Source organism: Streptomyces calidiresistens (assembly GCF_014141525.1).
GTDB lineage: Bacteria > Actinomycetota > Actinomycetes > Streptomycetales > Streptomycetaceae > Streptomyces > Streptomyces calidiresistens.
The window spans coordinates 1-26221 of sequence record NZ_VKHS01000003.1 but is presented as its reverse complement, the minus strand read 5'-3'; the positions used below and the strand labels follow the sequence as shown (position 1 = coordinate 26221).

General features: G+C 72.6%; 5 protein-coding genes. 2 read left to right on the top strand and 3 right to left on the bottom strand.

Annotated features, from left to right (window positions below):
• Genes FOE67_RS00470 through FOE67_RS00460 form a run of 3 tightly spaced genes read right to left on the bottom strand, consistent with a single transcriptional unit; the run spans position 1 to position 24319 of the window.
• A complete protein-coding gene (locus FOE67_RS00470) occupies positions 1 to 8865 on the bottom strand; it encodes a non-ribosomal peptide synthetase (RefSeq protein ID WP_182659732.1) in 8865 nt (2954 codons plus the stop codon).
• The gene (locus tag FOE67_RS00465; protein WP_182659731.1) at positions 8862 to 16607 is read right to left on the bottom strand and encodes a non-ribosomal peptide synthetase; all 7746 of its coding nucleotides are present in this window, start codon (positions 16605 to 16607) and stop codon (positions 8862 to 8864) included. The genes FOE67_RS00470 and FOE67_RS00465 overlap by 4 nt, the downstream gene beginning before the upstream one ends.
• Entirely contained in the window at positions 16604 to 24319 is a 7716-nt protein-coding gene (locus FOE67_RS00460; protein ID WP_182659730.1) for a non-ribosomal peptide synthetase, read from the bottom strand. Before FOE67_RS00460 ends, FOE67_RS00465 begins: the two co-directional genes overlap by 4 nt.
• 382 nt (positions 24320 to 24701) lie before the next feature.
• On the opposite strand from FOE67_RS00460, the gene FOE67_RS00455 reads away from it, so the two are divergent.
• Both FOE67_RS00455 and FOE67_RS00450 read left to right on the top strand, forming a co-directional pair.
• Positions 24702 to 25925, top strand: a complete 1224-nt coding sequence (locus tag FOE67_RS00455; RefSeq protein WP_182659729.1) for a cytochrome P450 — start codon at positions 24702 to 24704, stop codon at positions 25923 to 25925.
• Between the two features lie 4 nt (positions 25926 to 25929).
• On the top strand, positions 25930 to 26127 hold the full coding sequence (locus tag FOE67_RS00450; protein ID WP_182659728.1) for a ferredoxin: 198 nt from the start codon (positions 25930 to 25932) through the stop codon (positions 26125 to 26127).
• Positions 26128 to 26221: the final 94 nt, after the last annotated feature.

The window sequence follows — 26221 nt, the reverse complement described above, 5'->3', positions numbered from 1 at the left end:
TCACGCGTGATCCGCGCGGGCGGGGTCGGCCAGCTTCTTCGCCAGCACCGCCCCCATCTCGGCGAGCGACCCGGGCCGCATGAGGTCGTTGTGCGAGGTCGCCAGGGTGTGGACCTCCAGCCCGCCGTCGACGTGGTCGCGCCAGTGGTCGGGGTCGCCGACCGGATCGACCGTCGCGGCGAACATCACCGCGCCCGCCCGGCAACGACCCGTCAGGGACCGGGCGTCGATGTGGAAGCTGTTGCTCATCACCTTCTGCAGGCGCCGCACCTGATCCGACGACAGGCCGGCCAGGTCGTCGCCGGAGGCCCGCACCGCCGCCAGGACCGTGTCGAAGTCGACGACTCCCCCCAGCCGCGAGGGGTCGACGCCGGCCGCGGCCAGGACACCGTCGAGGAAATCCCGCTCGGAGAAGGCCGCCTCCGCCTCGACCGCGGTACGCGGGTAGGCGTCCAGCAACGCCAGCAACTCGACCTCGTGGCCCTGCGACTCCAGCAGGACCGCCATGGCGTGCGCGATCCGTCCCCCGAGCGACCAACCGAGCAACCGGTAGGGGCCCTCCGGCCGCACCGCCCGGACGCGGGCCACGTAGTCGGCGGCCATCTCCTCGATCGAATCCGGCAGCGGACCGTCGTCACCGAGCCCGGCCGCCTGGAGGCCGTACAGCGCGACCCCCGCCGGCAGGTGCTCGGCGAGGCCGGCGTACGGCCAGGCGAGCCCACCGAGCGGGTGCACGCAGAACACCGGCGCGCCCTCCCCGCCGGGACGCAGCGGCAGCAGCCGGCCCAGCGGTCCGGCGGTGTCCTCCCGACCGAGGCGGACGGCCAGCGCCGCCGGCGTCGGGGCCTCGAAGATCGAGACCACCGACATCTCCACCCCCAACCGGTCCCGGACCCGACCGATGAGCCGGGTGGCCAGCAGGGAGTGCCCGCCCAGGTCGAAGAAGTTGTCGTCGATGGTGACCGTCTCGTGGCCGAGCAGCTCGGCGAAGATCTCGCACAGGGCCGCCTCGGTCCCGTCGCGCGGGGCACGACCGGGGGCGCGCTCCAACCGGCGGGGGGCGGGGAGCGCCTTCCTGTCGACCTTTCCGTTGGGGGTGACCGGAACGGCGTCGATCACCGTGTAGTGCGCGGGCACCATGTGCTCGGGCAGCACGGCGGCGAGATGGTCGCGCAACACCGCCGGGTCCACGCCCACCGCCGGGTCGGCGGGGGTGACGTAGGCGGCGAGCCGGACGTCCCCCGGGGACTCGCGGTGCGCGGTCACGATCGCGGTGCCCACCGCCGGGTGCCGCGCGAGGGCGTGCTCGATCTCGCCGGGCTCGATGCGCCGGCCGCGGATCTTCACCTGGTCGTCGGTGCGGCCGAGGAACTCGATCACCCCGTCCCGGGTGACCCTGGCCAGGTCACCGGTGCGGTAGAGCCGCGAACCGGGCGGACCGTAGGGGTCGGCCACGAACCGCTCCGCCGTCAGGTCCGGCCGACCCAGGTAGCCGTGCGCCAGCTGCACGCCCCCCAGGTACAGCTCACCGCTGCCGCCGACCGGGGCCGGGGCGAGCGCGGCGTCCAGCACGTGGGCCCTGGTGTTCCAGATCGGCCTGCCGATCGGGACCACCGCGGCGTCGGAGTCGGTCGCGCAGTCCCAGGCGGTCACGTCCACGGACGCCTCGGTGGGGCCGTAGAGGTTGTGCAACTCGGCCTTCAGCAGGGCGCGGAACCGGTCGCGCAGGCCGGCGGGCAGCGCCTCACCGCTGCACAGGACGCGGCGCAGACCGGTGCACCGGGCGGCCTCGGGCTCGGCGAGGAAGACCTCCAGCATCGACGGCACGAAGTGCGCCGTGGTGACGCCCGCCTCCCGGATCAGTCGGGCCAGGTAGCGCGGGTCCCGGTGCCCGCCCGGTTCGGCGGCCACCTGGACCGCCCCGGCCACCAGCGGCCAGAAGAACTCCCACACCGACACGTCGAACCCGGACGGGGTCTTCTGCAGCACCCGGTCCTCCGGTCCGAGCGGGTAGGCGTCCTGCATCCACAGCAGCCGGTTCACGATGCCCCGGTGCGGCACGACGACGCCCTTGGGCCTGCCGGTCGAGCCGGAGGTGTAGATGACATAGGCGGGGGAATCCGGCAGCGGGCCCGGCAGGGCCCCGGCGTCGGCCGACAGCGCAGCCGTCTCCTCGACGACGTCGGGTTCGTCGAGCACGATCGGGTGCCCGGCGGTGTGCCCGGCGCCGGTGGGCAACTCCTCGCGCACGGCGCGGGTGGTGACCACGACCGCCGGGGCCGCGTCGGTCAGCATGTGGGCGATCCGGTCGGCCGGGTAGTCCGTCTCGATCGGCAGGTACGCCGCGCCCGCCTTGATGGTGGCCAGGAGGGCGACGGTCAGCGCGGCCGAGCGGGGGACCGCCACCGCGACGACGTCGCCGCGCCGCACCCCCCGGGCGGCCAGCAGGGCGGCCAGGCGGGTGGAGCGCTCGTCCAGTTCGGCGTAGCTCAGCCGCGCGTCCCCGGCCACCACCGCGAGCCGGTCCGGACAGCTCGCCACCCGCGCGGCGAACAGCCCGGCGATGGTCTCCGGCTCGAACCCGGATGCCGTCGCCGCCGGCAGTTCCGGTGTCCGGGCGGTGTCGTTCCAGCCGGTCAGCAACCGCTCGCGCTCGGCGGGGTCGAGGATGTCCAGCCGGCTCAGCGGCATCGACGGGTCGGCGAGCCCGGCGGTGAGCAGCCGGACGAACCGTTCGGCGAGGCCTGCGACGGTCTCCTGATCGAACAGGTCCCGGCTGTACTCGATGGACATGTCGATGCCCGCCGGCGCGCCGTCGAGGTCGGCTCGTTCGACGAAGTTGAAGCCGAGGTCGAATTTGGCGGCACCCAGCTCACCGTCGATCGGACGAGCACTCACCCCCGGCAACTCCAACGACGCCCGCGCGTTGTTCTGCAACACGATCATCACCTGGAACAACGGATGACGCGCCAACGAACGACCCGGCTGCACCGCGTGAACCAACTGCTCGAACGGCAGATCCTGATGCGCGTACGCCGCCAGATCCGTGGCACGAACCCGCTCCACCACCTCCCGCAAACCCGGATCACCCGACACATCCGTCCGCAACACCAACGTGTTGACGAAGAAACCCACCAGATCATCCAAAGCCGCGTCGGTACGCCCCGCGATCGCCGTCCCCAACGGAATATCCGTCCCCGCCCCCACACGGGACAACAACCCGGCCACCCCCGCCTGCAACACCATGAACAAACTGGACCGCGTCGAACGCGCCAACCCCGTCAACTCACGATGCAAACGAGCACCCAACTCCACCGACACCACACCACCCCGATAACCGGCCACCGCCGGACGGGGACGATCCACCGGAAGAGCCAACTCCTCCGGCAAACCCCGCAAAGCCTCCCGCCAAAACTCCAACTGCACCGAGATCGGCGCCTCCGGATCACCCTCATCACCCAGAACATCCCGCTGCCACAACGCGTAATCCGCGTACTGCACCGGCAACGGCCGCCAATCCGGAACCGAACCACTCACCCGAGCCCGATACGCCTCCCCCAGATCCCGCGCCAACGGAGCCTGCGACCACCCATCCCCCGCAATGTGATGCACCACCACACACAACACGTGCTCACACTCCGAAACCCGGAACACCGTGGCCCGAACCGGCAACTCCACCGCCAGATCGAAACCCACCGAAGCCACCGAAGCCAAAGCCCCCGGCAACTCCTCCTCCGTGGTCTCCACCACCGCCACGGACACCACCGCATCCCCGGCCGGCACCACCTCCTGCCACGGCTCCCCGTCCACATCCGGAAACACCGTCCGCAACGACTCGTGCCGCCCCACCACATCCCGCAACGCCGCCCGCAACGCGTCCACGTCCAACGCACCGCTCAACCGCACCGCCAACGGAATGTTGTACGTACCGCCGGACCCCTCCATCCGATTCAAAAACCACAACCGACGCTGCGCGAACGACAACGGCACCCGCTCCGGACGCACCACCGCACACACCGGCGGCCGACCCCCCACCGAAGAACCCACCACCCGCTCCGCCAACGCCACCACCGTCTGCGCATCGAAGATGTCCCGGAAGGGCAGCTCGATGCCGAAGGTGGAACGGACCCGGCTCACCAACCGGGTGGCCAACAGCGAATGCCCGCCCAGATCGAAGAAGCTGTCGTCGATGGTGGTGACCGGCTTGCCGAGCAGTTCGGAGAAGAGGCCGCACAGCGTCCGCTCGATGTCGTTGCGGGGGCCGCGCGCCGCGCTGTACCGGGGCTCGGGCAGCGCCGCGCGGTCGATGCCACCGTCCGGGGTGCGGGGGAACTCCTCGACCACGGTGTAGTGCGCGGGCACCATGTGGTCCGGCAGTACGGCGGCGGCGTGTTCCCGCAGGGTCCGGGCGTCCGCCGGGGCGTTGGGGTCGACGGGCGTGTGGTAGGCCACCGGGACGGGCCGGCCGGAGGGTCCGGGGCGGGCGGCCACGACCGCCGCGTCGACCGCGGGGTGCCGGGTCAGGACCCGTTCGATCTCGCCGGGCTCGACCTGCCGGCCGGCCACCGTGATCCGGTCGTCGGTGCGGCCGAGGAGTTCGACCGTTCCGTCCCGGGTGATCCTGGCCAGGTCACCGGTGCGGTGGAGCCGCGAACCGGGCGGACCGTAGGGGTCGGCCACGAACCGCTCCGCCGTCAGGTCCGGCCGACCGAGGTAACCGTGCGCGAGCTGCACGCCACCGATGTAGAGCTCGCCGGCGCTGCCGACGGGCAGCGGGACGAGGTGGGCGTCCAGGACGTGCGCCCGGGTGTTGCGGATCGGCCGGCCCGCAGGCGGGTACGCCCCCGGGGTCCCGTTCGTCCCGTCCCACGCCAAGGCGTCGAAGGACGCCTCGGTCGGGCCGTGCAGAACGTGCAGCTCCGCCTCCGTCCACAGGGCGCGGAACCGGTCGCGCAGGCCGGCGGACAGCGCCTCGCCACTGCACAGGACGCGGCGCAGACCGGTGCACCGGGCGGCCTCGGGCTCGGAGAGGAAGACCTCCAGCATCGACGGCGCGAAGTGGACCGTGGTCACCTCGGCGCGGCGGATCAGCCGGGCCAGGTGGACCGGGTCGCGGTGGCTGCCGGGCTCGGCGACCACCAGGGTGGCTCCGGCCACCAGCGGCGCGAGCAGCTCCCAGACCGACACGTCCAGGTCCGCGGGCGCCTTGTGCAGCACCCGGTCGTCCGGGCCGAGGCGGTGGGCGTCCCGCATCCACAGCAGCCGGTTCACGACCCCCCGGTGCGGCACGACGACGACGCGCGGGCGGCCCTCCGGGTCGGGGACGTGGATGACGTGGGCGGGGGAATCCGGCAGCGGGCCGGGCAGTGCGTCCACATCGGCCGGCGACGCGGTCGCCCCCTCCGCGGCACCGGTCTCCTCGTCGAGCACGACCACCTCGACCCCGGTCCCGGGGAAGGCGGGTCGGACACCGGGGGTGGTGACGATCGCGGCGGGCGCGGCGTCGGCCGGCGTGTGGGCGATCCGGTCGGCCGGCTGGTCCGTCTCGATCGGCAGGCACGCGGCGCCGATCCTCAGCACCGCGAGGTGGGCGACCGCCAGGGCGGCCGAGCGGGGCACCGCCACCGCGACGACATCGCCGCGCCGCACCCCCCGGGCGGCCAGCAGGGCGGCCAGGCGGGTGGAACGCTCGTCCAGTTCGGCGTAGCTCAGACGGGTGTCGCCGGCCACCACCGCGAGCCGGTCCGGATCGTTCGCCACCCGCGCGGCGAACAGGTCGGGAACGGTGTCGTCGGAAACTCCGTCGGAAACGCCGTCGGTCGAGCCGGCCAGCAATCCGCGCCACTCGCGCGGTTCGAGGATGTCCAGCCGGCTCAGCGGCATCGAGGGGTCGGCGACCCCCAGCGACAGGAGGCGCACCAGGCGCCGGGCGAGCCGTGCGACGGTCTCCTCGTCGAACAGGTCGAGGCTGTACTCCACCGTCACCTCGACACCGGCGGGAGCGCCCTCCTCGTCCTTGCGCTCGACGAAGTTGAAGCCGAGGTCGAATTTGGCGGCACCCAGCTCACCGTCGATCGGACGAGCACTCACCCCCGGCAACTCCAACGACGCCCGCGCGTTGTTCTGCAACACGATCATCACCTGGAACAACGGATGACGCGCCAACGAACGACCCGGCTGCACCGCGTGAACCAACTGCTCGAACGGCAGATCCTGATGCGCGTACGCCGCCAGATCCGTGGCACGAACCCGCTCCACCACCTCCCGCAAACCCGGATCACCCGACACATCCGTCCGCAACACCAACGTGTTGACGAAGAAACCCACCAGATCATCCAAAGCCGCGTCGGTACGCCCCGCGATCGCCGTCCCCAACGGAATATCCGTCCCCGCCCCCACACGGGACAACAACCCGGCCACCCCCGCCTGCAACACCATGAACAAACTGGACCGCGTCGAACGCGCCAACCCCGTCAACTCACGATGCAAACGAGCACCCAACTCCACCGACACCACACCACCCCGATAACCGGCCACCGCCGGACGGGGACGATCCACCGGAAGAGCCAACTCCTCCGGCAAACCCCGCAAAGCCTCCCGCCAAAACTCCAACTGCACCGAGATCGGCGCCTCCGGATCACCCTCATCACCCAGAACATCCCGCTGCCACAACGCGTAATCCGCGTACTGCACCGGCAACGGCCGCCAATCCGGAACCGAACCACTCACCCGAGCCCGATACGCCTCCCCCAGATCCCGCGCCAACGGAGCCTGCGACCACCCATCCCCCGCAATGTGATGCACCACCACACACAACACGTGCTCACACTCCGAAACCCGGAACACCGTGGCCCGAACCGGCAACTCCACCGCCAGATCGAAACCCACCGAAGCCACCGAAGCCAAAGCCCCCGGCAACTCCTCCTCCGTGGTCTCCACCACCGCCACGGACACCACCGCATCCCCGGCCGGCACCACCTCCTGCCACGGCTCCCCGTCCACATCCGGAAACACCGTCCGCAACGACTCGTGCCGCCCCACCACATCCCGCAACGCCGCCCGCAACGCGTCCACGTCCAACGCACCGCTCAACCGCACCGCCAACGGAATGTTGTACGTACCGCCGGACCCCTCCATCCGATTCAAAAACCACAACCGACGCTGCGCGAACGACAACGGCACCCGCTCCGGACGCACCACCGCACACACCGGCGGCCGACCCCCCACCGAAGAACCCACCACCCGCTCCGCCAACGCCACCACCGTCTGCGCATCGAACAGGGCGCGCACCGGAAGCTCGATCTCGAAGACGCTCCTGATCCGGCTCACCAACCGGGTGGCCAACAACGAGTGCCCGCCCAGATCGAAGAAGTTGTCGTCGATCGAGACCGAGGCCACGCCGAGGGCCTCGGCGAACAGCCCGCACAGCACCTCCTCGTGCGGGGTCCGGGGGGCCCGGCCCCCGGCGGGGGCGGCGGTCAGGTCGGACACCGACGCCCCGCCGCCGGCCCCGGGGACCGGACGGGCGATCGGCAGGCCCTCCGGCGGCGTCAGGGCCGCCGACGCCTCGGCGGCCGGCCGCGTGTCGTCCGCCGCGATGGCCTCCAGGAGCTGCTCCAGGCAGGCGAGGAGGCCGCCGGCGGTGTCCGGGGTGAACAGACCCTCCCGGAACCCCAGCCGCAGCTGGACGCGCTCGCCGGGCACGACGATGAGCGTCAGCGGGTAGTGCGTGGCGTCGGCGCCGGAGACGCCGGTGATCGTGAGGTCGCCCGGTTGGTCCCGGAGGGAGTCCGCGTCCACCGGGTAGCTCTCGAAGGCGACCAGGGTGTCGAACAGCCGGTGGTGCCCGGCCGCTCGCTGGATCCCGGTCAGCCCGATGTGGTGGTGGTCCAGCAGGGCCGACTGCTCGTCCTGGACCCGGAGCAGCAGCTCCCGCAGCGACTCGTCCCCGGCGAGCCGGAGGCGCACCGGCACGGTGTTGATGAACAGGCCCACGATGTTCTCGACGCCCTCGATCCCGGCCGGTCGGCCGGAGACGGTGGCGCCGAACACCACGTCGTCCTCGCCGGTGAGCCGGGACAGCAGCAGGCCCCACGCCACCTGCACCACGGTGTTGACGGTGAGGCCGAGCCGGCGGGCGAGCGCGGCCAGCTCAGCGCTCCGCGCGGCGGACAGCTCGGCGGTGACCCGGCCGGGCAGGGAGGCGACGGTGTCGTCGGCCTCCGGGGCCACCAGGGTGGCCCCGTCGAGGCCGTCGAGCGCGGCACGCCACGCGTCGAGTCCCGCCTGTGTGTCCTGCTCGCGCAGCCACGCGAGGTACAGCTTGAACGACGGGGCGGGAGGCATCCCGGTCGCGTCGCCGCCGCGCCGGTACAGCTCGAACAGCTCACCGAGGACCAGGGGCATGGACCAGCCGTCCAGCAGGATGTGGTGGCAGCAGAACATCAGCCGCCAGGTGTGTTCGCCCAGGCGCACCACGGTGAACCGCAGCAGCGGCGGGTCGGCGAGGTCGAAGCGCACGGACTCCTCCGCCGCGACCAGCTCGGCCAGCCGCGCCGCCCGCTCCTCCTCGTCCGGGCCGGAGAGGTCGTGCACGACGACCGGGGTCTCGAACTCGCGCGGGACGACCTGCACCGGCCGGCTCAGGTTCTCCGACAGGAAGCCGGCCCGCAGGTTGCTCCGGCGGACCAACAGCGCCCTCACCGCGTCGCGGAGGACGTCCGGGTCGAAGGGGCCCTCGATGTCGATGGCCAGTCGGACGGTGTAGACGTCCAGCGCGTCCCGGTCATAGGTCGCGTGGAAGAGCATCCCCTCCTGCAGTGGAGCGAGCGGGAGGATGTCCTCGAAAAGTTCCTTGCCGGTCACCGGGTCTTCCTCCACTCCGCTTCCAACACCCCGAGGTCATCCGCTTCGAGGTCGATCAGGGACAGGTCCGACGGGGACAGGTCGGCGGGTCGCCGCTCCCCCGCGTGCTCCGCGAGCGCGGTGAGCGCGCGGAACCAGCCGTCGGCCAGCCGGCGCACGTCGCCGGGGTCCAGCAGCCGTCGTGGCCACGTCCAGTTGGCGATCAGCCGCGGGCCGTCCGCCGTGTCCTCGACGAGGACGTTGAGCGACAGGGCGTGCGACGCCGGCATGTCCGGGTCGCCGCCGAGTTCGCGCAGCACGTCGCCGTCCGCCGACATGGTCCAGTCCTCGGCGTCGGCGTCCCCGGCGACCGCCGCCCGGCCCAGGTAGTTGAAGCCGAACTGGGGCGGGTCGAACCGGGCCAACTCCTCGCGGGTGCGCGGGTTGAGGTGGCGCAGCAGGCCGTAGCCGACGCCCTCGTCCGGCATCTCCCGCAGCGTCTCCTTGACCCGGGTGAGGGCCTTGTGGAGCGCGGTGGCGTCACCGAACACCTGTCCCCAGGAGACCGGGCCGAGGTCCAGCCGCACCGGCGCGAGGCTGGTGAACCAGCCGACGGTGCGCGAGAGATCGAGGTCGGCGTCGTCCGGGATCTGTCTGCCGTGGCGTTCGAGATCCACCAGCACGGAGGTGCCGGCACCCAGTCCGGCGCGCCGCCGCCAGTCGGAGACCGCGAGGGCGAAGGCCGTCAGCAGAACGTCCTCCACGCCGCAGCGCGCCGCGGTGGGCACCGCCGTCAGGAGCCGCTCGGTGACCGGCCCCGGCAGGGTCAGGGCGAGCGCGCTCTGCGTGCCCATGGTGTCGAGGGCCGGGTCGCGCGGTTCGGCGGTCACCGGCACGTCCTCCTCCCGCAGTTGGTCGGCCCACCAGGCGACCCGGGCGGCGCGGGCGGGTTGGGCGGCGAGCTCGGTGAGCCACTGCGCCCAGCGTCGCCACGAGGTACCGACCGGCTGGAGTGCCGCATCCCGGGACTCGACCGCCGCCTGCCAGGCCGCGGCGAGGTCGGGCACCAGAACGCGCCAGGAGACCCCGTCGACGGCCAGGTGGTGGCCGACGACCAGCAACCTGCCGGGCTCCCGCGGGCCGGCGTCGAACCACACGACCCGCAGCATCGCGCCATCGGTCGGCGAGAGTTCGCGGACCGCCCGCTCGGCGTGCATGGCGATCAGGGCCCGCCTCTTCTCGCGGTCCGCGCCGGTGGTGTCGACCCGGGTGACGCAGTCGGCGGCGTCCACCGAGCCGCGCGGCCGGACCTCCTGGGACCACTCGCCGTCGGTGACCGTCAGCCGCAGCCGCAGCGCGTCGTGGTGGTCGAGCACGGTGCGGACCGCCGTGGTCAACGACTCCGGGTCGACCCGGGCGGGAACCCGCAGCAGCACCGACTGGTGGAACCGCTCGATACGGCCGCCGAGTTCGCGCAACCAGTGGGTCATCGGCGTGAGCGGCACCCCGCCGATGCCGGCGTCCGGGTCCTCGGCGGGCAGTTCGTCGACGGGGCGGGCCACCGCCGCGAGGGCGGCGACCGACTTGTGCTCGAACACGTCCCGGGGGGTGATGACCAGTCCGCCGCGGCGGGCCCGGCCGACCAGCTTGATGGAGACGATGCTGTCGCCGCCGAGCTCGAAGAAGTTGTCCCGCACGCCCACCCCGGGCAGGCCGAGGACCTCGCGGAACGCCTCGGCGAGGATCTCCTCGGCGTCGCCCGTCGGCCCCTCGCCGGCCCCGCCGGTGGTGAACTCCGGCGCCGGCAGGGCGGCGTGGTCCAGTTTGCCGTTCACCGTCAGCGGCAGGGCGTCCACCACGACGAACGCCTGCGGCACCATGTACTCCGGCAGCCGCTCGGCCAGGTGGGCCCGCAGTTCCCCGGCGTCCGGCTCGGCGCCCGGCGCCGGCACCGCGTAGCCCACCAGCTGCCGCACCCCGGGACGGTCCTCGCGAACCACCACCGCGGCACCCTCCACACCGGGACAGTCCGACAACACCGTCTCGATCTCGCCGAGTTCGATGCGGAAACCGCGCAGCTTCACCTGGTTGTCCCGACGGCCGACGAACTCCAACCGGCCGTCGGCGAGCCGGCGCACCACGTCACCGGTGCGGTACATCCGCTCCCCCGGCGCCCCGAACGGATTCGCCACGAACCGCTCCGCCGTCAGACCCGGCCGACCCCGGTAACCACGGGCCAACCCGACCCCCGCCACGTACAGCTCACCGGGCACACCCACCGGGCACGGGTTCATCCCGGCGTCCAGGACGTACACCCGGGTGTTGGCGATCGGTCCGCCGATGGGCGGGGTGACCGTTCCGTCGAGCGGGCCGCTCGCCGTGGCGCACACGGTCGTCTCGGTCGGCCCGTAGGCGTTGATCACCCGGCGGCCCGGAGACCACCGGGCGACGAGGTCCCGGGGGCAGGCCTCGCCCGCCGTCACCAGGGTCAGACCGGGGGGCGCGGCCTGCGGGTCGGCGCCGGACAGCGCCGTCGGGGTGAGCGTGGCGTGGGTGATCCCCCCGGTGGTCAGGAAGTCGGTGAGCGCCTCGCCGAGCACCGGACCCCCGGCCGGGGCGAGCACCAGCGCGGCGCCGTTCAGCAGCGCCATCACCGTCTCCCAGACCGAGGCGTCGAAACTCGGCGCGGCGAACTGTCCGACCCGGCTGCCGGCGTCCACGCCGAGCCGGCGGGCCTGCCAGGCGGCCAGGCTGCCCAGCCCCCGGTGCGGGACCACCACGCCCTTGGGGAGCCCGGTGGAGCCGGAGGTGTAGATCACGTAGGCGGGGTGGTCCACGGACAGCGGGGCCCGCCGTTCCGCGTCGGTGACCCCGGTCCCCGGCAGTTCCGCGAGCGCGTCGAGGACACCGGGGTCGTCCAGGAGCAGCGGTTCGCCGGCCCGGGGCGGCAGCCGGTCGGCCAGGGCGGCGACGGTGACCACCAGCGCGGGGTCGCTGTCGGAGATCATGTGGTCGATCCGGTCGGCCGGGTGGTTCGGGTCGACCGGCACGTGGGCCGCACCGGCGGTCATCACCGCGAGCACGGCGGTGGTGAGGTCGATCGACCGCGGCAGCACCAGGGCCACCCGGTCCTCCGGGCCCACCCCGCGCCCGATCAGCAGCCTGGCGAGCCGGTTGACCCGCGCGGCCAGCGTGGCGTAGTCGAGGGTGACCCCACCGGAGACGACCGCGGGCCGGTCGGCGGACGCGGCGGCCCGTTCGGCGAACAGCGCCGGGACGGTACGGGCGGCCTCGGACGACTCGGGGCCGTGCCCCTCGGCGAGGAGTTGCTCGCGCTGCGCGGGGGAGAGGATCTCCAGCCGGCGGATCGGTCGGGTCGGCTCGGCCACGACGGCACGCAGCAGCGTCACCAGATGGGCGACGATGCGCTCCGCGCTCTCCCGGTCGAACAGGTCGGTGCTGTGGTTCAGGATGCCGGAGACGCCGTCGGCGTCCTCGGCCAGGCTGAGTTCGAGGTCCACCTTGGCGACCGGCAGCGGCACCTCCCGGGCGGTGACCCGCAGGCCGGGCAGCTCGATGTCACGGATGTCGTTGTTCTGGTAGGCGAGCATCACCTGGAACAGCGGGTTGTGCGACAGCGAGCGGTCCGCGCCGACGAGGTCCACCAGCCGCTCGAACGGCAGGTCCTGGTGGGCGTAGGCGCCGAGGGCGGTCGCGCGGACCCGGCGCAGCAGGTCGACGAAGCACGGGTCGCCCGAGACGTCGGTGCGCAGCACCAGCGTGTTGACGAAGAACCCGACCAGGTCGTCGGCGGCGGCGTCCGTCCGTCCGGCGACGGGGGTGCCGATCGGGATGTCCTCCCCGGCGCCCAGGCGGTACAGCAGCGCGGCCAGGGCGGCCTGGAAGACCATGAAGGGCGTGGTGTCGGTCCTCGCCGCGAGTGCTCGCAGTCCCTCGTGGAGCTCGGCGTCGATGCGCACCGGCACCGAGCCCCCGCGATGGGTGGCCACCGGCGGGCGCGGACGGTCGGCCGGCAGTTCGATCTCCTGCGGGGCGCCGGCGAGCTGCTCGCGCCAGTAGGCCAGTTGGGCCGCGGCGATGCTGTTCCCGTCCCGCTCGTCGCCCAGGACCTCCCGCTGCCACAGGGTGTAGTCGGCGTACTGGACCGGCAGGGGCCGCCAGGAGGGGGCAGTGCCGTTCGAGCGGGCGCGGTACGCCTCGCCCAGGTCGCGTACCAGCGGGGTCCGGGACCAGCCGTCACCGGCGATGTGGTGGACCACCGCGCACAGCACGTGCTCGTCGTCGGAGACCCGGAACAGCCAGGCGCGTATCGGCAGGTCGACGGCGAGGTCGAAACCGGTGGAGGCCGCGGCGTCCAGCGCGGCGGACAGTCCCGCCCCGGGAACGTCGGAGACCTCCAGGGGCACGCGGGCCTCCTCGGCCGGGACGACCCGCTGCCACGGCTCGCCGTCGGCATCCGGGAACACGGTGCGCAGCGCCTCGTGCCGGGTCACCACGTCGTGGAACGCGGCGGTGAGCGCCGGTACGTCCAGCGCGCCGGAGAGCCGCACGGCGAAGGGGATGTTGTAGGTGTCGCCGGGGCCCTCCATGCGGTTGAGGAACCACAGTCGGCGCTGCGCGAACGACAGCGGCACCCGCTCGGGCCGCGGGACGGGGCGCAGCGGCGCCCGGACGGCCGTCGGGGAGTCGGTGAGCCGGAGCGCGAGCGCGACCACGGTCGGGGCCTCGAAGACCGCGCGGATGGGCAGCTCGACGCCGAGCACCACCCGGACCCGCCCGACGAGACGGGTGGCGAGCAGCGAGTGACCGCCGAGCTCGAAGAAGTTGTCGTCCACCGAGACCGACGGAAGTCCGAGCACATCGGCGAACAGCCCGCACAGCAGTTCCTCGTGCGGTGTGCGGGGTTCCCGCGCCTCCTCCGATTCGTGGTCGGGCGCGGGCAGCGCGGCGTGGTCCAGCTTGCCGTTGGTCGTCAGGGGCAGGGCGTCCAGCACGACGATCGGCCTCGGCACCATGTACTCCGGCAGCCGTTCGGCCAGGCGGGCCCGCAGTTCCCCGGCGTCCGGCGCGGCCCCCGGGGCCGGCACCGCGTAGCCCACCAGCTGCCGCACCCCGGGACGGTCCTCGCGGACCACCACCGCGGCCTGGCCGACGGCCTCGTGGTCGGCCAGCGCCGCCTCGATCTCGCCGAGTTCGATGCGGAAGCCGCGCAGCTTCACCTGGTTGTCCCGACGGCCGACGAACTCCAACCGGCCGTCGGCGAGCCGGCGCACCACGTCACCGGTGCGGTACATCCGCTCCCCCGGCGCCCCGAACGGATTCGCCACGAACCGCTCCGCCGTCAGGCCCGGCCGACCCCGGTAACCACGGGCCAACCCGACCCCCGCCACGTACAACTCACCCGGCACACCCACCGGGGACAGCCGCAGGTCGCCGTCGAGCACGTGGACCCGTTTGCCGTCGAGCGGAGCGCCGATCGGCACCGGGTCCGGCACGGGCTCGCCCGGCGGCAGCTCCTGGGCACTGGCCATGACGGTGACCTCGGTCGGCCCGTAGGCGTTCACGACCGTGGTGTCCGGACAGGCGTCGAGCACGCGACGCACCGACGCGGCGGACAGCGCCTCGCCGCCGGTCCACACCTCGCGCAGCGGTCGGAACGTCTCCGGGGCCTCGGCCGCGATCAGCCGGAACAGTCCGGTGGTGAACAGCGTGGCGGTGATCCGTTGCTCGGCGAGGACGCGGGCGATGCCGGCGATGTCCGGTTCCCCGGGCGGGCCGACCACCAGGGTGCCGCCGTTCAGCAGCGGGATCCACATCTGGTAGGTCGAGGCGTCGAACGCGTGGGCCGACTGCAACAGCACCCGCTCCTGCGCGCCCCCGGCGAACCGGCTGTCGGCGGCCAGGTCGGCGATGCCCCGGTGGGTGACCGCGACGCCCTTGGGCCGACCGGTGGAGCCGGAGGTGTACATGATGTAGGCGACCCGTTCCGGGCCCGGCGGCATCGGCACGCCGCCCTCGGGCACCGGGTGGTCCCCGGGCAGGTCCCCCTGCTCCAGGACCAGCGAGATCCCGCTGTCGGCCAGGACGTGGTCGCGTCGGGCCGGCGGCCAGCGGTGGTCGATCGGCACGTACACCGCGCCGGCCCGGATCACCCCGAGCACGGCGAGCACGAACTCCATGGAGCGGTCCATGGAGATGCCGACCGGCTCCTCGTCGCGCACACCGCGGTCGCGCAGCCAGGCGGCGATCCGCTCCACCCGCTCGTTCAGCTCCGCGTAGTCCAGCGAGCGGTCCCCGCACACCAGCGCCCGCCGCCCCGGCGTCTCGGTGGCGCGCAGGGCCAGCAGCTCCGGCAGCGTGCGCGCCGCGGTCGGCGCGGGGGCCGGGTGCTTCTCCCCGAGCAGCAGGGACCGCTCGGCGGCGTCCAGCACGTCGACCGCGCCCACCGGCGTCGTCGGGTCCTCCACGAAGGACTCCAGCACGGTGACCAGCCGGGTGCGGAGGGCCTCGACCTCGGTCTCGGTGAAGGCGTCCGGCCGGTAGGTGAAGCGCAGTTCGAGCGAGGAACCGGGCATGACCATCAGGGCGAGGGGGTAGTGCGCGCCGTCGGTGGAGAAGACGTCGGTGACCGACAACCCGCCGGGCAGGGTCAGCGCGGCCGGGTCGACCGGGAAGTTCTCCAACACCGTGAGGGTGTCGAAGAGGTCGCCCCGGCCGACCGTCCGCTGGATCTCCGCCAGGCCCAGGTGCTGGTGGGCCATCAGCCGGCTCTGTTCCTCCCGGATCCGCTCGCACAGCGCCGCCAGGGACTCGTCCCGTCGAAGACGCACCCGCACCGGCACGGTGTTGAGGAACAGCCCGACCATGGTGTTCACGCCGGGGATCTCCGGCGGCCGACCGGCGAGGGTCATGCCGAAGGTGACGTCCGCGCGGTCCGTCATCCTGCCGAGCAGCAGGCCCCAGGCGGCCTGCACCACGGTGTTGAGGGTGAGGCCGTACTCGCGGACGCGCCGGCCCAGTCGGGCGGTCGTCCCCGGCGACAATCGTCCACCGACCCTGCGGGGCAGCACCGAGGCGGACCGGTCGTCGGGCATCGCCGCCAGCATGGTGGGCCCGTCGAGACCGTCGAGCGCCTCGCGCCAGGCCTCGCCGGCGGCGGCACGGTCCCGCTTCGCGAGCCACGCCAGGTGATAGCGGTAGGGCGTCACGGGGGGCAGCGCCCCCGCGTCGCCGCCGGCCGCGTACAACTCGAACAGCTCGCGCACCAGGATCGGGGCCGACCAGCCGTCCAGCAGGATGTGGTGGTTGGTGACCAGCAGCCGGTGCCGGTTCTCCGCCGTGCGCACGACGGTGAACCGCAGCAGCGGGGGGCGGCGCAGGTCGAAGCGGGTGGCGCGGTCCCGCTCGGTGAGCTCGCGCAGCGCGGTGTCCCGCTCCTCGCCGGGCAGGTCGGTCAGGTCGACCTCCCGCCAGGGCGGCTCGACCGACCCGGGGATGAACTGCAGGGGGCGCGTCCCCTCGTGTCGGAAACCCGCGCGGAGATTGCCGTGCCGCTCCAGCAGGGCGCGCGCGGCGACGCGCAGGGCCGGCACGTCCAGCGGTCCGTCGATGTCCATGCCGAGCTGCATGACGTAGACGTCCGGGCCGACCCGGTCGTCGTACTGCGCGTGGAAGAGCAGGCCCTCCTGCAGCGGGGTGAGCGGTAGTACGGCGTCCGGTGACGGGTTCTGCTTCGTGCTCATTCCGAAACGCTCCAATCCGACCGGAACCGGTCGAGCTCGTCCTGCGAGACCAGGGGGATGTCCCACTCGGCGTCGACCGCCCGATCCGCTTTCCCGGTGTCCTCCGCCATCCGCGTGGCCGCCGCGGCGATGGCCCGCACGGTGCGGTGCGCGAACACGTCCTGCGCGGTGAAGTCCAGACCCTCCGCCCGTGCCCGGCTGACCAGTTGGATGGAGACGATGCTGTCGCCGCCCTGCCGGAAGAAGTCGTCGTCCGCCCCGACCCGGTCGAGCCCGAGCACTTCGGCGAAGAGTCGGGCGACGATCTCCTCCTCCGGCGTGGCGGGACGCAGCTCCGACGCGGACACCGCCGCGTCGGGCGCGGGCAGGGCCCTGTGGTCGAGCTTGCCGTTCGGGGTGACCGGGAGCGCGTCCAGTGGCACCAGCGCGGCGGGCACCATGTACTCGGGCAGCCTCGTGGCGAGCCTCTCCCGCAGTTCGGTGACCAGCGCGCCGTCCCTGCGCCCGGCGAGCGGGTCGTTGGCCCACCGCCCGGGCACCGCGTCCGGCAGGTACAGGTCCCGGTAGGCGGGCACCCCGCCCTCCGCGTCGGTGACCGGCACGAACACCGCGTCCAGCCGGCCGTCCGGGGCCCCGGCCGTCCAGGTGAGCAGCGCCCGGTATCCGATCGGGGAGCCCACGTCGTGCAGGGCGGTCACGTCGACCGCCTCCGGCACCTCGATGTCGTCGATCCCGGCGAGCGCCGTCAGATCCGCGTGGAGCCTGCCGTTGGGGATGCCCGTGACCCGCAGGGCGGCCGGACGCCCCTCGCGCAGTCGCGCGGCCAGCCCGTCGAGGCCGGCGAGGTCCTCCCAGGAGACGGTCGGCGCGTCCGCCAGCGAGACGGGCGCGGCCGGTCGCTTGTGCAGCACCACGTCGTAGCGGTAGCGGCTGAGCTCGTTGTCGTACTCCCCGCGCTTGATCCGGACGTCGACGCCGCCGAAACCGTCCAGGACCCCGGCGAGGGAATCGAACAGCGCGGGGTCCAGCAGCAGCTCGGTCTCGCGCTCGACGGCCCGCTCCACCGCGTACCGCGCGGCGGCGGCGTCGTCGCCGGGGTGGGAGGCGCGGTGGACGGCCGCCCGCATGCAACGCAGCAGCCGCAGGTCGCGGAGGTCACCGAGGAAGACGGCACCGGTGTCGCCGAGCAGGGAGAACGCCTTGCCGATCACGTCGACCAGGTAGTCCACACCCGGGAAGTACTGCGCCACGGAGTTGATCACGACGGTGTCGAACGTCCCGGTCGGCAGGTCCTCCAGCGCGTGCGCCGGGCAGGCGGTGAACCGGGTCCGTTCCGCCAGTACCGGGTCCGCCGCGGTCCGGCGCCGCAGCGTCTCGATCACCGTGCCGGACAGGTCGGTGCCCCAGTAGAGCTCCACGTGCGGTGCGACCGGCGCCATGATGAGTCCGGCACCGACGCCGATCTCCAGGACCCGGCGCGGTTCCAGCTCCAGGATGCGCTCCACGGTCGCCGCCCGCCAGGCCCGCATCTCCTCCTCGGGCAGGACCGAACCGTCGTAGCTGCTGTGCCAACCGCTGAAGTCCTCGCCGAGCGGCGGCTCCTCCCGGTCCGACGCGCCGTACACCTCGTCGTTGATGACCCGCCACTTGCCGACCTGGTCCGCCTCCAGGGCGAGGTCGCGGGGGCCGTCGCCCCGTTCGGCGGGCACCACGTAGCCGACCAGCCTGCGTTCCCCGGGCCGGTCCTCGCGGATCACGACGGCGGCCGCGGCCACCTGCGGCTGGTCGGTCAGCGCTGCGACGATCTCGTCCGGCTCCACCCGGAAGCCGCGCAGCTTCATCTGGTCGTCGGCCCGGCCGACGAACTCGAGGTGGCCGTCGGGACGCCGGCGCACCACGTCGCCGGTGCGGTACATCCGGTCCCCCGGCCCGCCGAACGGGTTGGCGACGAACCGCTCGGCGGTCAGGTCCGGCCGCCCCAGGTAGCCGCGGGCCAGGTTGATCCCGGCCACGTACAGCTCACCGGGGACACCGACCGGGACCGGGCCGAGCCCGGAGTCCAGGACGTACGCCCGGGCGTTGGCGATCGGCGTGCCGATCGGAGGCGGGACGGCACCCGACAGCGGCTCGCTCATCGTGGCGCACACGGTGGTCTCGGTCGGCCCGTAGGCGTTGATCATGCGTCGCCCGGAGGACCACGTCCCGGCCAGCTCCGCCGAGCACGCCTCGCCGGCGACCGTCAGGGTCAGGTCGGCCGGTACCGCGGCGGGGTCCAGGCCGGTGAGGGCCACCGGCGGGATCGTCGCGTGGGTGATGCGGTGATCGGTCAGGAAACGGGCCAGTTCCTCGCCGAGCAGCAGACCGCCGCCGACCGGCAGCACCAGCGCGGCGCCGCCGAGCAGGGCGATGCAGGTCTCGGAGACCGCGGCGTCGAAGCTCGGCGCCGCGTACTGGACGATGCGGCTGTCCGGCCGGATCGCGAACCGCTCGATCTGCGCGGCGGCGAGGTTGCCGATGCCCCGGTGGGTGACGACGACGCCCTTGGGCCGGCCGGTGGAGCCGGAGGTGTAGATGACATAGGCGGGGTGGTCGATCGAGGCGGGGTGCCGGCGCTCCGCGTCGGACGGCCGGGTCGTCGGCCGTTCCGCGATCCGCGCGGCGGTCGCGGGGTCGTCGACCACGATCACCGGCACCCCGGACGCCACCTCCTCCACCAGTTCCCCCACCAGTTCCTCCGCCGCACCGGTGGTCAGGGCCAGAACGGGCGCGCAGTCCTCGGCCATGAAGGTGATGCGCTCGCGCGGATAGCCGGGGTCGACCGGCACGAACGCCGCGCCGGCGGTGACCACGGCGAGCTGCGCCACGACGAGGTCCACCGACTTCGGCACGACCAGCAGGACCCGGTCCTCCGCGCCGACCCCGTGGGCGATCAGGTGCCCGGCCAGCCGGTTGACCCGCGCCTCCAACTCGCCGTACCGCACCTCCTCGTCGCCCGCGATCACCGCGACGGCGTCGGGGGTGCTCGCGGCCCGGGCGGCGAAGAGCGCCGGCAGGGTGTCGAGGCGCACGGCGCGGTCGGTGGCGTTCCAGTCCACGAGGATGCGCCGTCGCTCCTCGGGGTCGAGCACGTCCAGTTGGCTCAGTCTGCTCCCGGGGTGCCCGGTCGCCAGGTCCAGCAGCCGGACCAGACGGCTGATGAGTCCTTCGACGGTCGAGCGGTCGTACAGGTCGGTCGCGTACTCGACGGCACAGGCCATGTGGTCGGGGGTCCCGTCCCCGCCCCGCACCTCGCGGAAGTCGAAGAGCAGGTCCAGCTTGGCGGTGTGGGTGATCGCGGGTTCGATCCACGCGTCGAGATCGGGCAGGTCCAGTTCCGGTGTCGCGTTGTTCTGGAAGCCGAGCCCGACCTGGATGATCGGGTGCCGGCCCGCCGAACGCTCCGGGTTGAGCGCCTCGACCAGTCGTTCGAAGGGCAGGTCCTGGTGGGCGAAGGCGGCCAGGCCGTCCGTGCGGGCCCTGCCCAGCAGGTCGGCGAAGAGCGGGTCGCCGGTGAGGTCGGTGCGCAGCACCAGGGTGTTGACCAGGAAGCCGACCAGATCGTCCAGCGCCTCGTCGGTGCGTCCCGCGATGGAGATGCCCAGTGGGATGTCGTCCCCGGCGCCGAGCTTGCCCAGCAGCACCGCCAACGCGGTCTGCACCACCATGAACGGACTCACGTCGTACTCGCGCGAGCACCGCGTCACCTGGTGGTACAGCCGCTCGGGCAGTTCGAAGCGCAGCGTCTCGCCGCGGTGGGAGGCCACGGCCGGCCGGGGCCGGTCGGTGGGCAGGGTGACCTCCTCCGGCAGCCCGGCCAGGTACCGCTTCCAGTGAGCGAGCTGGGCGGAGATGGCCGAGTCCGGGTCGGTCTCGTCCCCCAGGATCTCGCGCTGCCACAGCGTGTAGTCCGCGTACTGCACCGGCAGCGGGGCCCAGTCGGGGGCCTTCCCCCGGCAGCGGGCGGTGTAGGCGATCTGGAGGTCGCGGGTGAGCGGTACCAGGGACCAGCCGTCGCCGGCGATGTGGTGCACCGGCATGAGCAGCGCGTGCTCGTCCTCGGCGACGGCGAACAGGTGGGCTCGAACGGGTGCCTCGCGGGCCAGGTCGAACCCGATGCCGGCGCGTTCGGCCATGGCGTCGGCCAACCGGTCGGCGGCGATGTCGATCACGTCCATGACCGGCGTCGCCTCCTCGGGGGAGAGGATGTGCTGGCGCGGCGTGCCGTCCCGATCGGGGAAGACGGTGCGCAGGCTCTCGTGCCGGCCCACCACGTCCCCGATGGCGGCCTGCAGCGCCCCGCGGTCCAGGGAGCCGTTGAGCCGCACCACGAGCGGGATGTTGTAGGTACCCGCCCCGCCGTCGATCTTGTCGACGAACCACAGCCGCAGCTGGGCGAAGGACAGGGGGATCTCCCCGGGCCTGTCCATCGGGGTCAGCGGGCGCCTGGCCTCGGGGACATGACCGTTGCCGGCCAGCCAGGTGAGCAGCGAGGCCGGGGTCGGCGCCTCGAAGACGGTGCGGATCGCGAGCTCGACACCGAACGCCGCGCGGATCCGGCTCACCAAGCGGGTCGCCAGCAGCGAGTGCCCGCCCAGATCGAAGAAGTTGTCGTCCATGGAGACCGACGGAACACCCAGGATCTCCGCGAAGAGACCGCAGACGATCTCCTCCTCCGGGGTGCGCGGCGCCCGGCCGGTGGAGGTGACGACGGGGTCCGGCGCCGGCAGGGCCCGGGTGTCGAGCTTTCCGTTCGTGGTCAGGGGCAGCGAGTCCATCCCGACGAACCACGAGGGGATCATGTGGTCGGGCAGCACGGCCGCGGCGTGCTTGCGCAACTCCGCCGTGTCCGGCGCGGTCCGGCCCTCGGGGCCCCCGAAGTCACCCACGACGTAGGCCGCCAGCCGTTTGTCACCGGAGGCGTCCTCACGGACGACGACGGCCGCCTGCCGGACATCGGGGTGGCGCAGCAGGGCCGACTCGATCTCACCCGGTTCGATCCGGAAACCGCGGATCTTGACCTGGTGGTCGGCACGCCCCAGGTACTCCAGGTTCGCGCTGCCGTCCGGGGCCCAACGGGCCATGTCACCGGACCGGTACATGCGCCGGCCGGGCGGGCCGAAGGGATCGGCGACGAACCGGGTGGAGGTCAGGTCCGGTCGCCCCAGGTAACCGTCGGCGACGCCGGGCCCCCCGATGTACAGCTCGCCCATCACCCCCGGCGGGGAGGGACGCAGCGCGGTGTCCAGGACATAGACCCGCAGGTCCTCGATGCCCAGGCCGATCATGCTGCCGGTACCGGCCGTCGCGTCGGCCGCCGTGAGCGCCAACTCGGTGGTGTGCACCGTGGTCTCGGTGATGCCGTACATGTTCACCAGCCGCGGGCTGTCCTCGGCGTGCCGCTCGTACCACTCGCCCAGCCGGCCGAACTCCAACGCCTCGCCGCCGAAGATCACGAACCGCAGGGCGAGTTCGGCGCCGATCTCCGGGTGGTCCCGATCGGCCTGGATCAACTGGTAGAAGGCCGACGGCGTCTGGTTGAGCACGGTGACCCGCTCCCGGACCAGTAGCCGCAGGAAGTCCTCGGGCGAACGACTCACCGCGAACGGCACCACCACCAGCGCGCCCCCGTACAGCAGGGGGCCCCAGATCTCCCACACCGAGAAGTCGAAGGCGTAGGAGTGGAACAGCGCCCACACGTCGTCAGGGCCGAAGCCGGTCCACCGGTCGGTCGAACCGAACAGTCGGATCACGTTCCGGTGGGCGACCATGACGCCCTTGGGCCGGCCGGTGGAGCCGGAGGTGTAGATGACGTAGGCGACCTGATCGGGCAGGATCGGCCCGCCGCGCTCCTCGTCCCGGACGGGGAGGTCCGAGAGCTCGGCGAGCCGGGACTCCGTCTCCGGGGTGTTCAGCCCGATCTCCGGCACGTCCACGGCCGGATGGGCGAAGGCATCGCGCCGGTGGGTGATCACCGCGGCGGGCCCGGCGTCGTCGAGCATGTGGGCCACCCGCTCCGCGGGCGACTCGGGGTCGATCGGCAGATAGGCGGCCCCCGTCTTCAGCGTCGCCAGCAGCGCCACGATCGTGTCCGTCGAGCGGGGCACCGCCAGCGCGACGAGCTGCCCGCGCCGCACACCGCGTTCGATCAACAGCCGGGCCAGCCGGTTGGACCGTGCGTCCAACTCCCGATAGGTCAACGAGTGGGTGGTGGCGCCGTCGGGGCACACCACCGCCGTGCGCTCCGGGTGCGCGGCGGCCACCTCGGCGAACCGTTCGGGCAGGGTGGCCTCCCCGACCGGTTCGACCGTGGAGGCCGCGCCACCCCACACATCCACCAGGCGCTTCCGCGTCTCGGCTTCGACGATGTCCAGGCTGCCGATCGGACGGTCCGGGTGCGTGACGAGTTCGTCGAGCAGCCGGGTGATGAGGCGGTGGTGCCGCCGCACCGCCTCGGGGTCGTACACCTCCGGGTTCGCCGACACGTCGAGCCGGAAGCCGCCGTCCCGCCGGGCGTACACGATCAGGGACAGGTCGTCGTCGTGTCCGGCGATCATCGGTCGCACGGTCGCGGGCAGGTCGGCGAAGCGCAGGTCGGGCGCGCCGATGCTCAGGTTCACCCGCGGTCCGATCAACCGGCCGTCCGAGCCCAGGAGTTTGAGGTCGCGCCGCAGGTCCTCGTAGCGGTAGCGCGTGTGCCGGGACACCTCGCGCATCCGCCGGTGGGCGTGCCGGATGAGCTCACTCCCCGTCATGTCCGGCCGCACCGTCAGCCGCACCCCGACGACGTTGGAGACCATGCCGGGCACGGCGCGCGCCACGGCCGTCGAACGGGCGGCGACCGACAGCGCGATCACCACCTCGCGGCTGCCGGTGATCCTGCTGGTGTAGGCGGCGACGGCCGCCGGCAGCGCGGCCGGCCAACCGACCCGGACGCCGCGGGCGGCGTCGCGGATCCGGTCCCCCGCCCCGGGCGTGACGGTCCGGGTGTCCCGGAGCAGCCCGGTCGGCAGGCCGGTCGGGCGATCACCGAGGCCGACGGCGGTCGCCTTGTCGGCGAACCGCTCGGTCCAGAAGTCCCGGTCGGCTCCGAAGGCGGCGGACCGCCGGTAGGCCACCTCGTCGTCGATGAGCGCGCGCAGCGGGGGGAACGCGCCGGGGGCGGGGTCCTCACCGGCGACGAGCCGCGTGTAGACCTCGGCGAGACGTGCCGCGACCAGGTTCGCGCCGAACCCGTCCATCACCAGGTGGTGGTAGCGGTGGTAGAAGAAGAAGCGGTCGGCGGCGATCCGGATGAGCGCGAACCGGTACAGCGGCCCGTCGAACACGTCCACCGGGGTGTTCGCGTCCGCCCACATCCACTCCTCGGCCTCCTGCTCCGGCCGGTCCCCGGCGGCGAGGTCCAGGACGTGCAGGGGCTGCGCCGACCAGTCGGTGATCGGCTCGATCACCTGCGCGGGGCCGGTCCCGTCGTCGACGAAGCGGGCGCGCAGCGCCTCGGTCTCGGTGACCACCCGACGCATGGCGGCCAGGAACAGCTCCGGGTCGAGGGGCCCCGCTATTTCCAGATACATCGCGGCGTGGAATGTCGCGTTCGGACCGCTCAGGCTCTGCGCGTACCAAATTCCGGCCTGGCCGGCGGTCAGTGGCAGAACCGTGGCTGACGAGTCAGACATCTGTCCTCTGTTTCTTCGGGCCAAGCCGATCCGGGTCTCCGGTCGGGCACCGACGGTCGGCGGGATGGACCACTTCGGTCGTTCCGCCGTCACCGCGGGTCGACCGGCTCACCTGCCGTGAAGGGCGGGTGCCGCGCCCACGCGGCGCGCCCCGGCCCGCACGGACCGGGGTTCATCGACGTTCCTGCCAAACGAATACACGATCCGACAATGACTGTCGTGCACGGCTGCATTTTCCGGAAACGAGACGAGTGGCGGAGGAATTCGAATTCTTCGAATCGGCCCGCGCTGCAGCAAGTGGCAAGGACCCCCGATGAACGGGAACCGGTCCATAGCATCGGCCCCTGCAGGGTCACAGACCACAGACAGACAAGGGGTAACGATGACCGACGCCGTGGAAAGGGGGGCGACCTGCCCCGTCGCCCCTCGCGGCTGGCCCAACCCGCTGCTGCCCGAGTACGAGCAGCTGCCCGAGGGCCGCCCGCTGACACAGGTCACGATGCCGTCGGGCAGCAAGGCATGGCTGGTCGCCCGACACGACCACATCCAGCGACTGCTGGCCGACGACCGGTTCAGCGTGGAGCCGCACCCCACGTTCCCCATCCGGTTCCCGGCACCGCAGGAACTGCTCGACATGATCGCCAAGGACTCCAAGAACCTTCTGGTGACCATGGATCCGCCGCGCCACACCCGGGTCCGTCAGATGGCGCTCCCGGACTTCACCGTCAAGGCCGTGGAGAAGCTGCGGCCCCGGGTGCGGGAACTGGTCGACGAGTACCTGGACCGGATGGAGGTCCGGGGCGGGCCCGTGGACCTGGTCCAGAGCCTGGCGTTGCCGCTCCCCGCCCGGGTGATCTGCGAACTGGCGGGCATCCCCGACGCCGAGCAGGACACCTTCACCCGGAACGCGGCGATCATGGTCGGCACCCGGCACTCGTACACCATGGACGAGAAGCTGGCCGCCAACGAGGAGTTGATGAAGTACTTCGCGACCCTCGTCACCGAGAAGCAGAACAACCCCACCGACGACATGCTCGGCAACTTCATCAGCCGGGCCGGTCGGACCGAGGAGTTCGACCACCACGGTCTGACCCTGATGACCAAGATGCTGCTGCTCGCGGGCTACGAGTTCATCGTGAACCGCATCGCGCTCGGCACCCAGGCCCTGCTCGAGCACCCCGAGCAGTTGGCGGCGCTGCGGGCCGACACCGAGGGGCTGATGCCCCGGACGGTGGACGAGGTGCTGCGCCACTTCAGCCTGGTGGACGAGATCATCGCCCGGGTGGCGCTCGCCGACGTGGAGATCGACGGCGTGACCATCAAGGAGGGCGAGGGCATCCTGGTGCTCAAGGGCCTGGGTGACCGCGACCCGGCCAAGTACTCCGACCCGGACGCCTTCGACATCCACCGCGACGCGCGGGACCACCTGGCCTTCGGCTACGGCGTCCACCAGTGCCTGGGGCAGCACGTCGCCCGCCTGATGCTGGAGCTGTGCCTGTCCGGCCTCATCCACCGGTTCCCGGGGCTGCACCTGGTCGAGAGCGACGAGCCGATCGAGCTCGTCGACGGGCTGCCGCCGGTCCACAAGCTCATGGTCGGCTGGTGAACGGATGAAGGTCCACGCGGATCGCGACCGCTGCATCGGTGCCGGACTGTGCGCGCTCAACGCCCCCTCGGTGTTCGACCAGGACGACAGCGGCCTGGTGGTCGTGCTGGACGACTCGCCCTCGGGTGCCGGGGCCGTGGACGCCCACAAGCTCGCCGAACACATCTGCCCGTCGAAGGCCATCCTGGTCTCGGACGGTTGAGGGCAACCGCCCCGTACCCCACGGGCCACGGGTCCGGTGCCCTCCCGTGGGGGCACCGGACCCGTTGCTGTCTCTTATACACTTTTGCTGCCGC

Excerpts from the sequence above, each read along its gene's own strand:
- FOE67_RS00460 (WP_182659730.1), bottom strand. The coding sequence starts at position 24,319 with ATGTCTGACTCGTCAGCCACGGTTCTGCCACTGACCGCCGGCCAGGCC.
- FOE67_RS00455 (WP_182659729.1), top strand. The coding sequence starts at position 24,702 with ATGACCGACGCCGTGGAAAGGGGGGCGACCTGCCCCGTCGCCCCTCGC.
- FOE67_RS00450 (WP_182659728.1), top strand. The coding sequence starts at position 25,930 with ATGAAGGTCCACGCGGATCGCGACCGCTGCATCGGTGCCGGACTGTGC.
- FOE67_RS00465 (WP_182659731.1), bottom strand. The coding sequence starts at position 16,607 with ATGAGCACGAAGCAGAACCCGTCACCGGACGCCGTACTACCGCTCACC.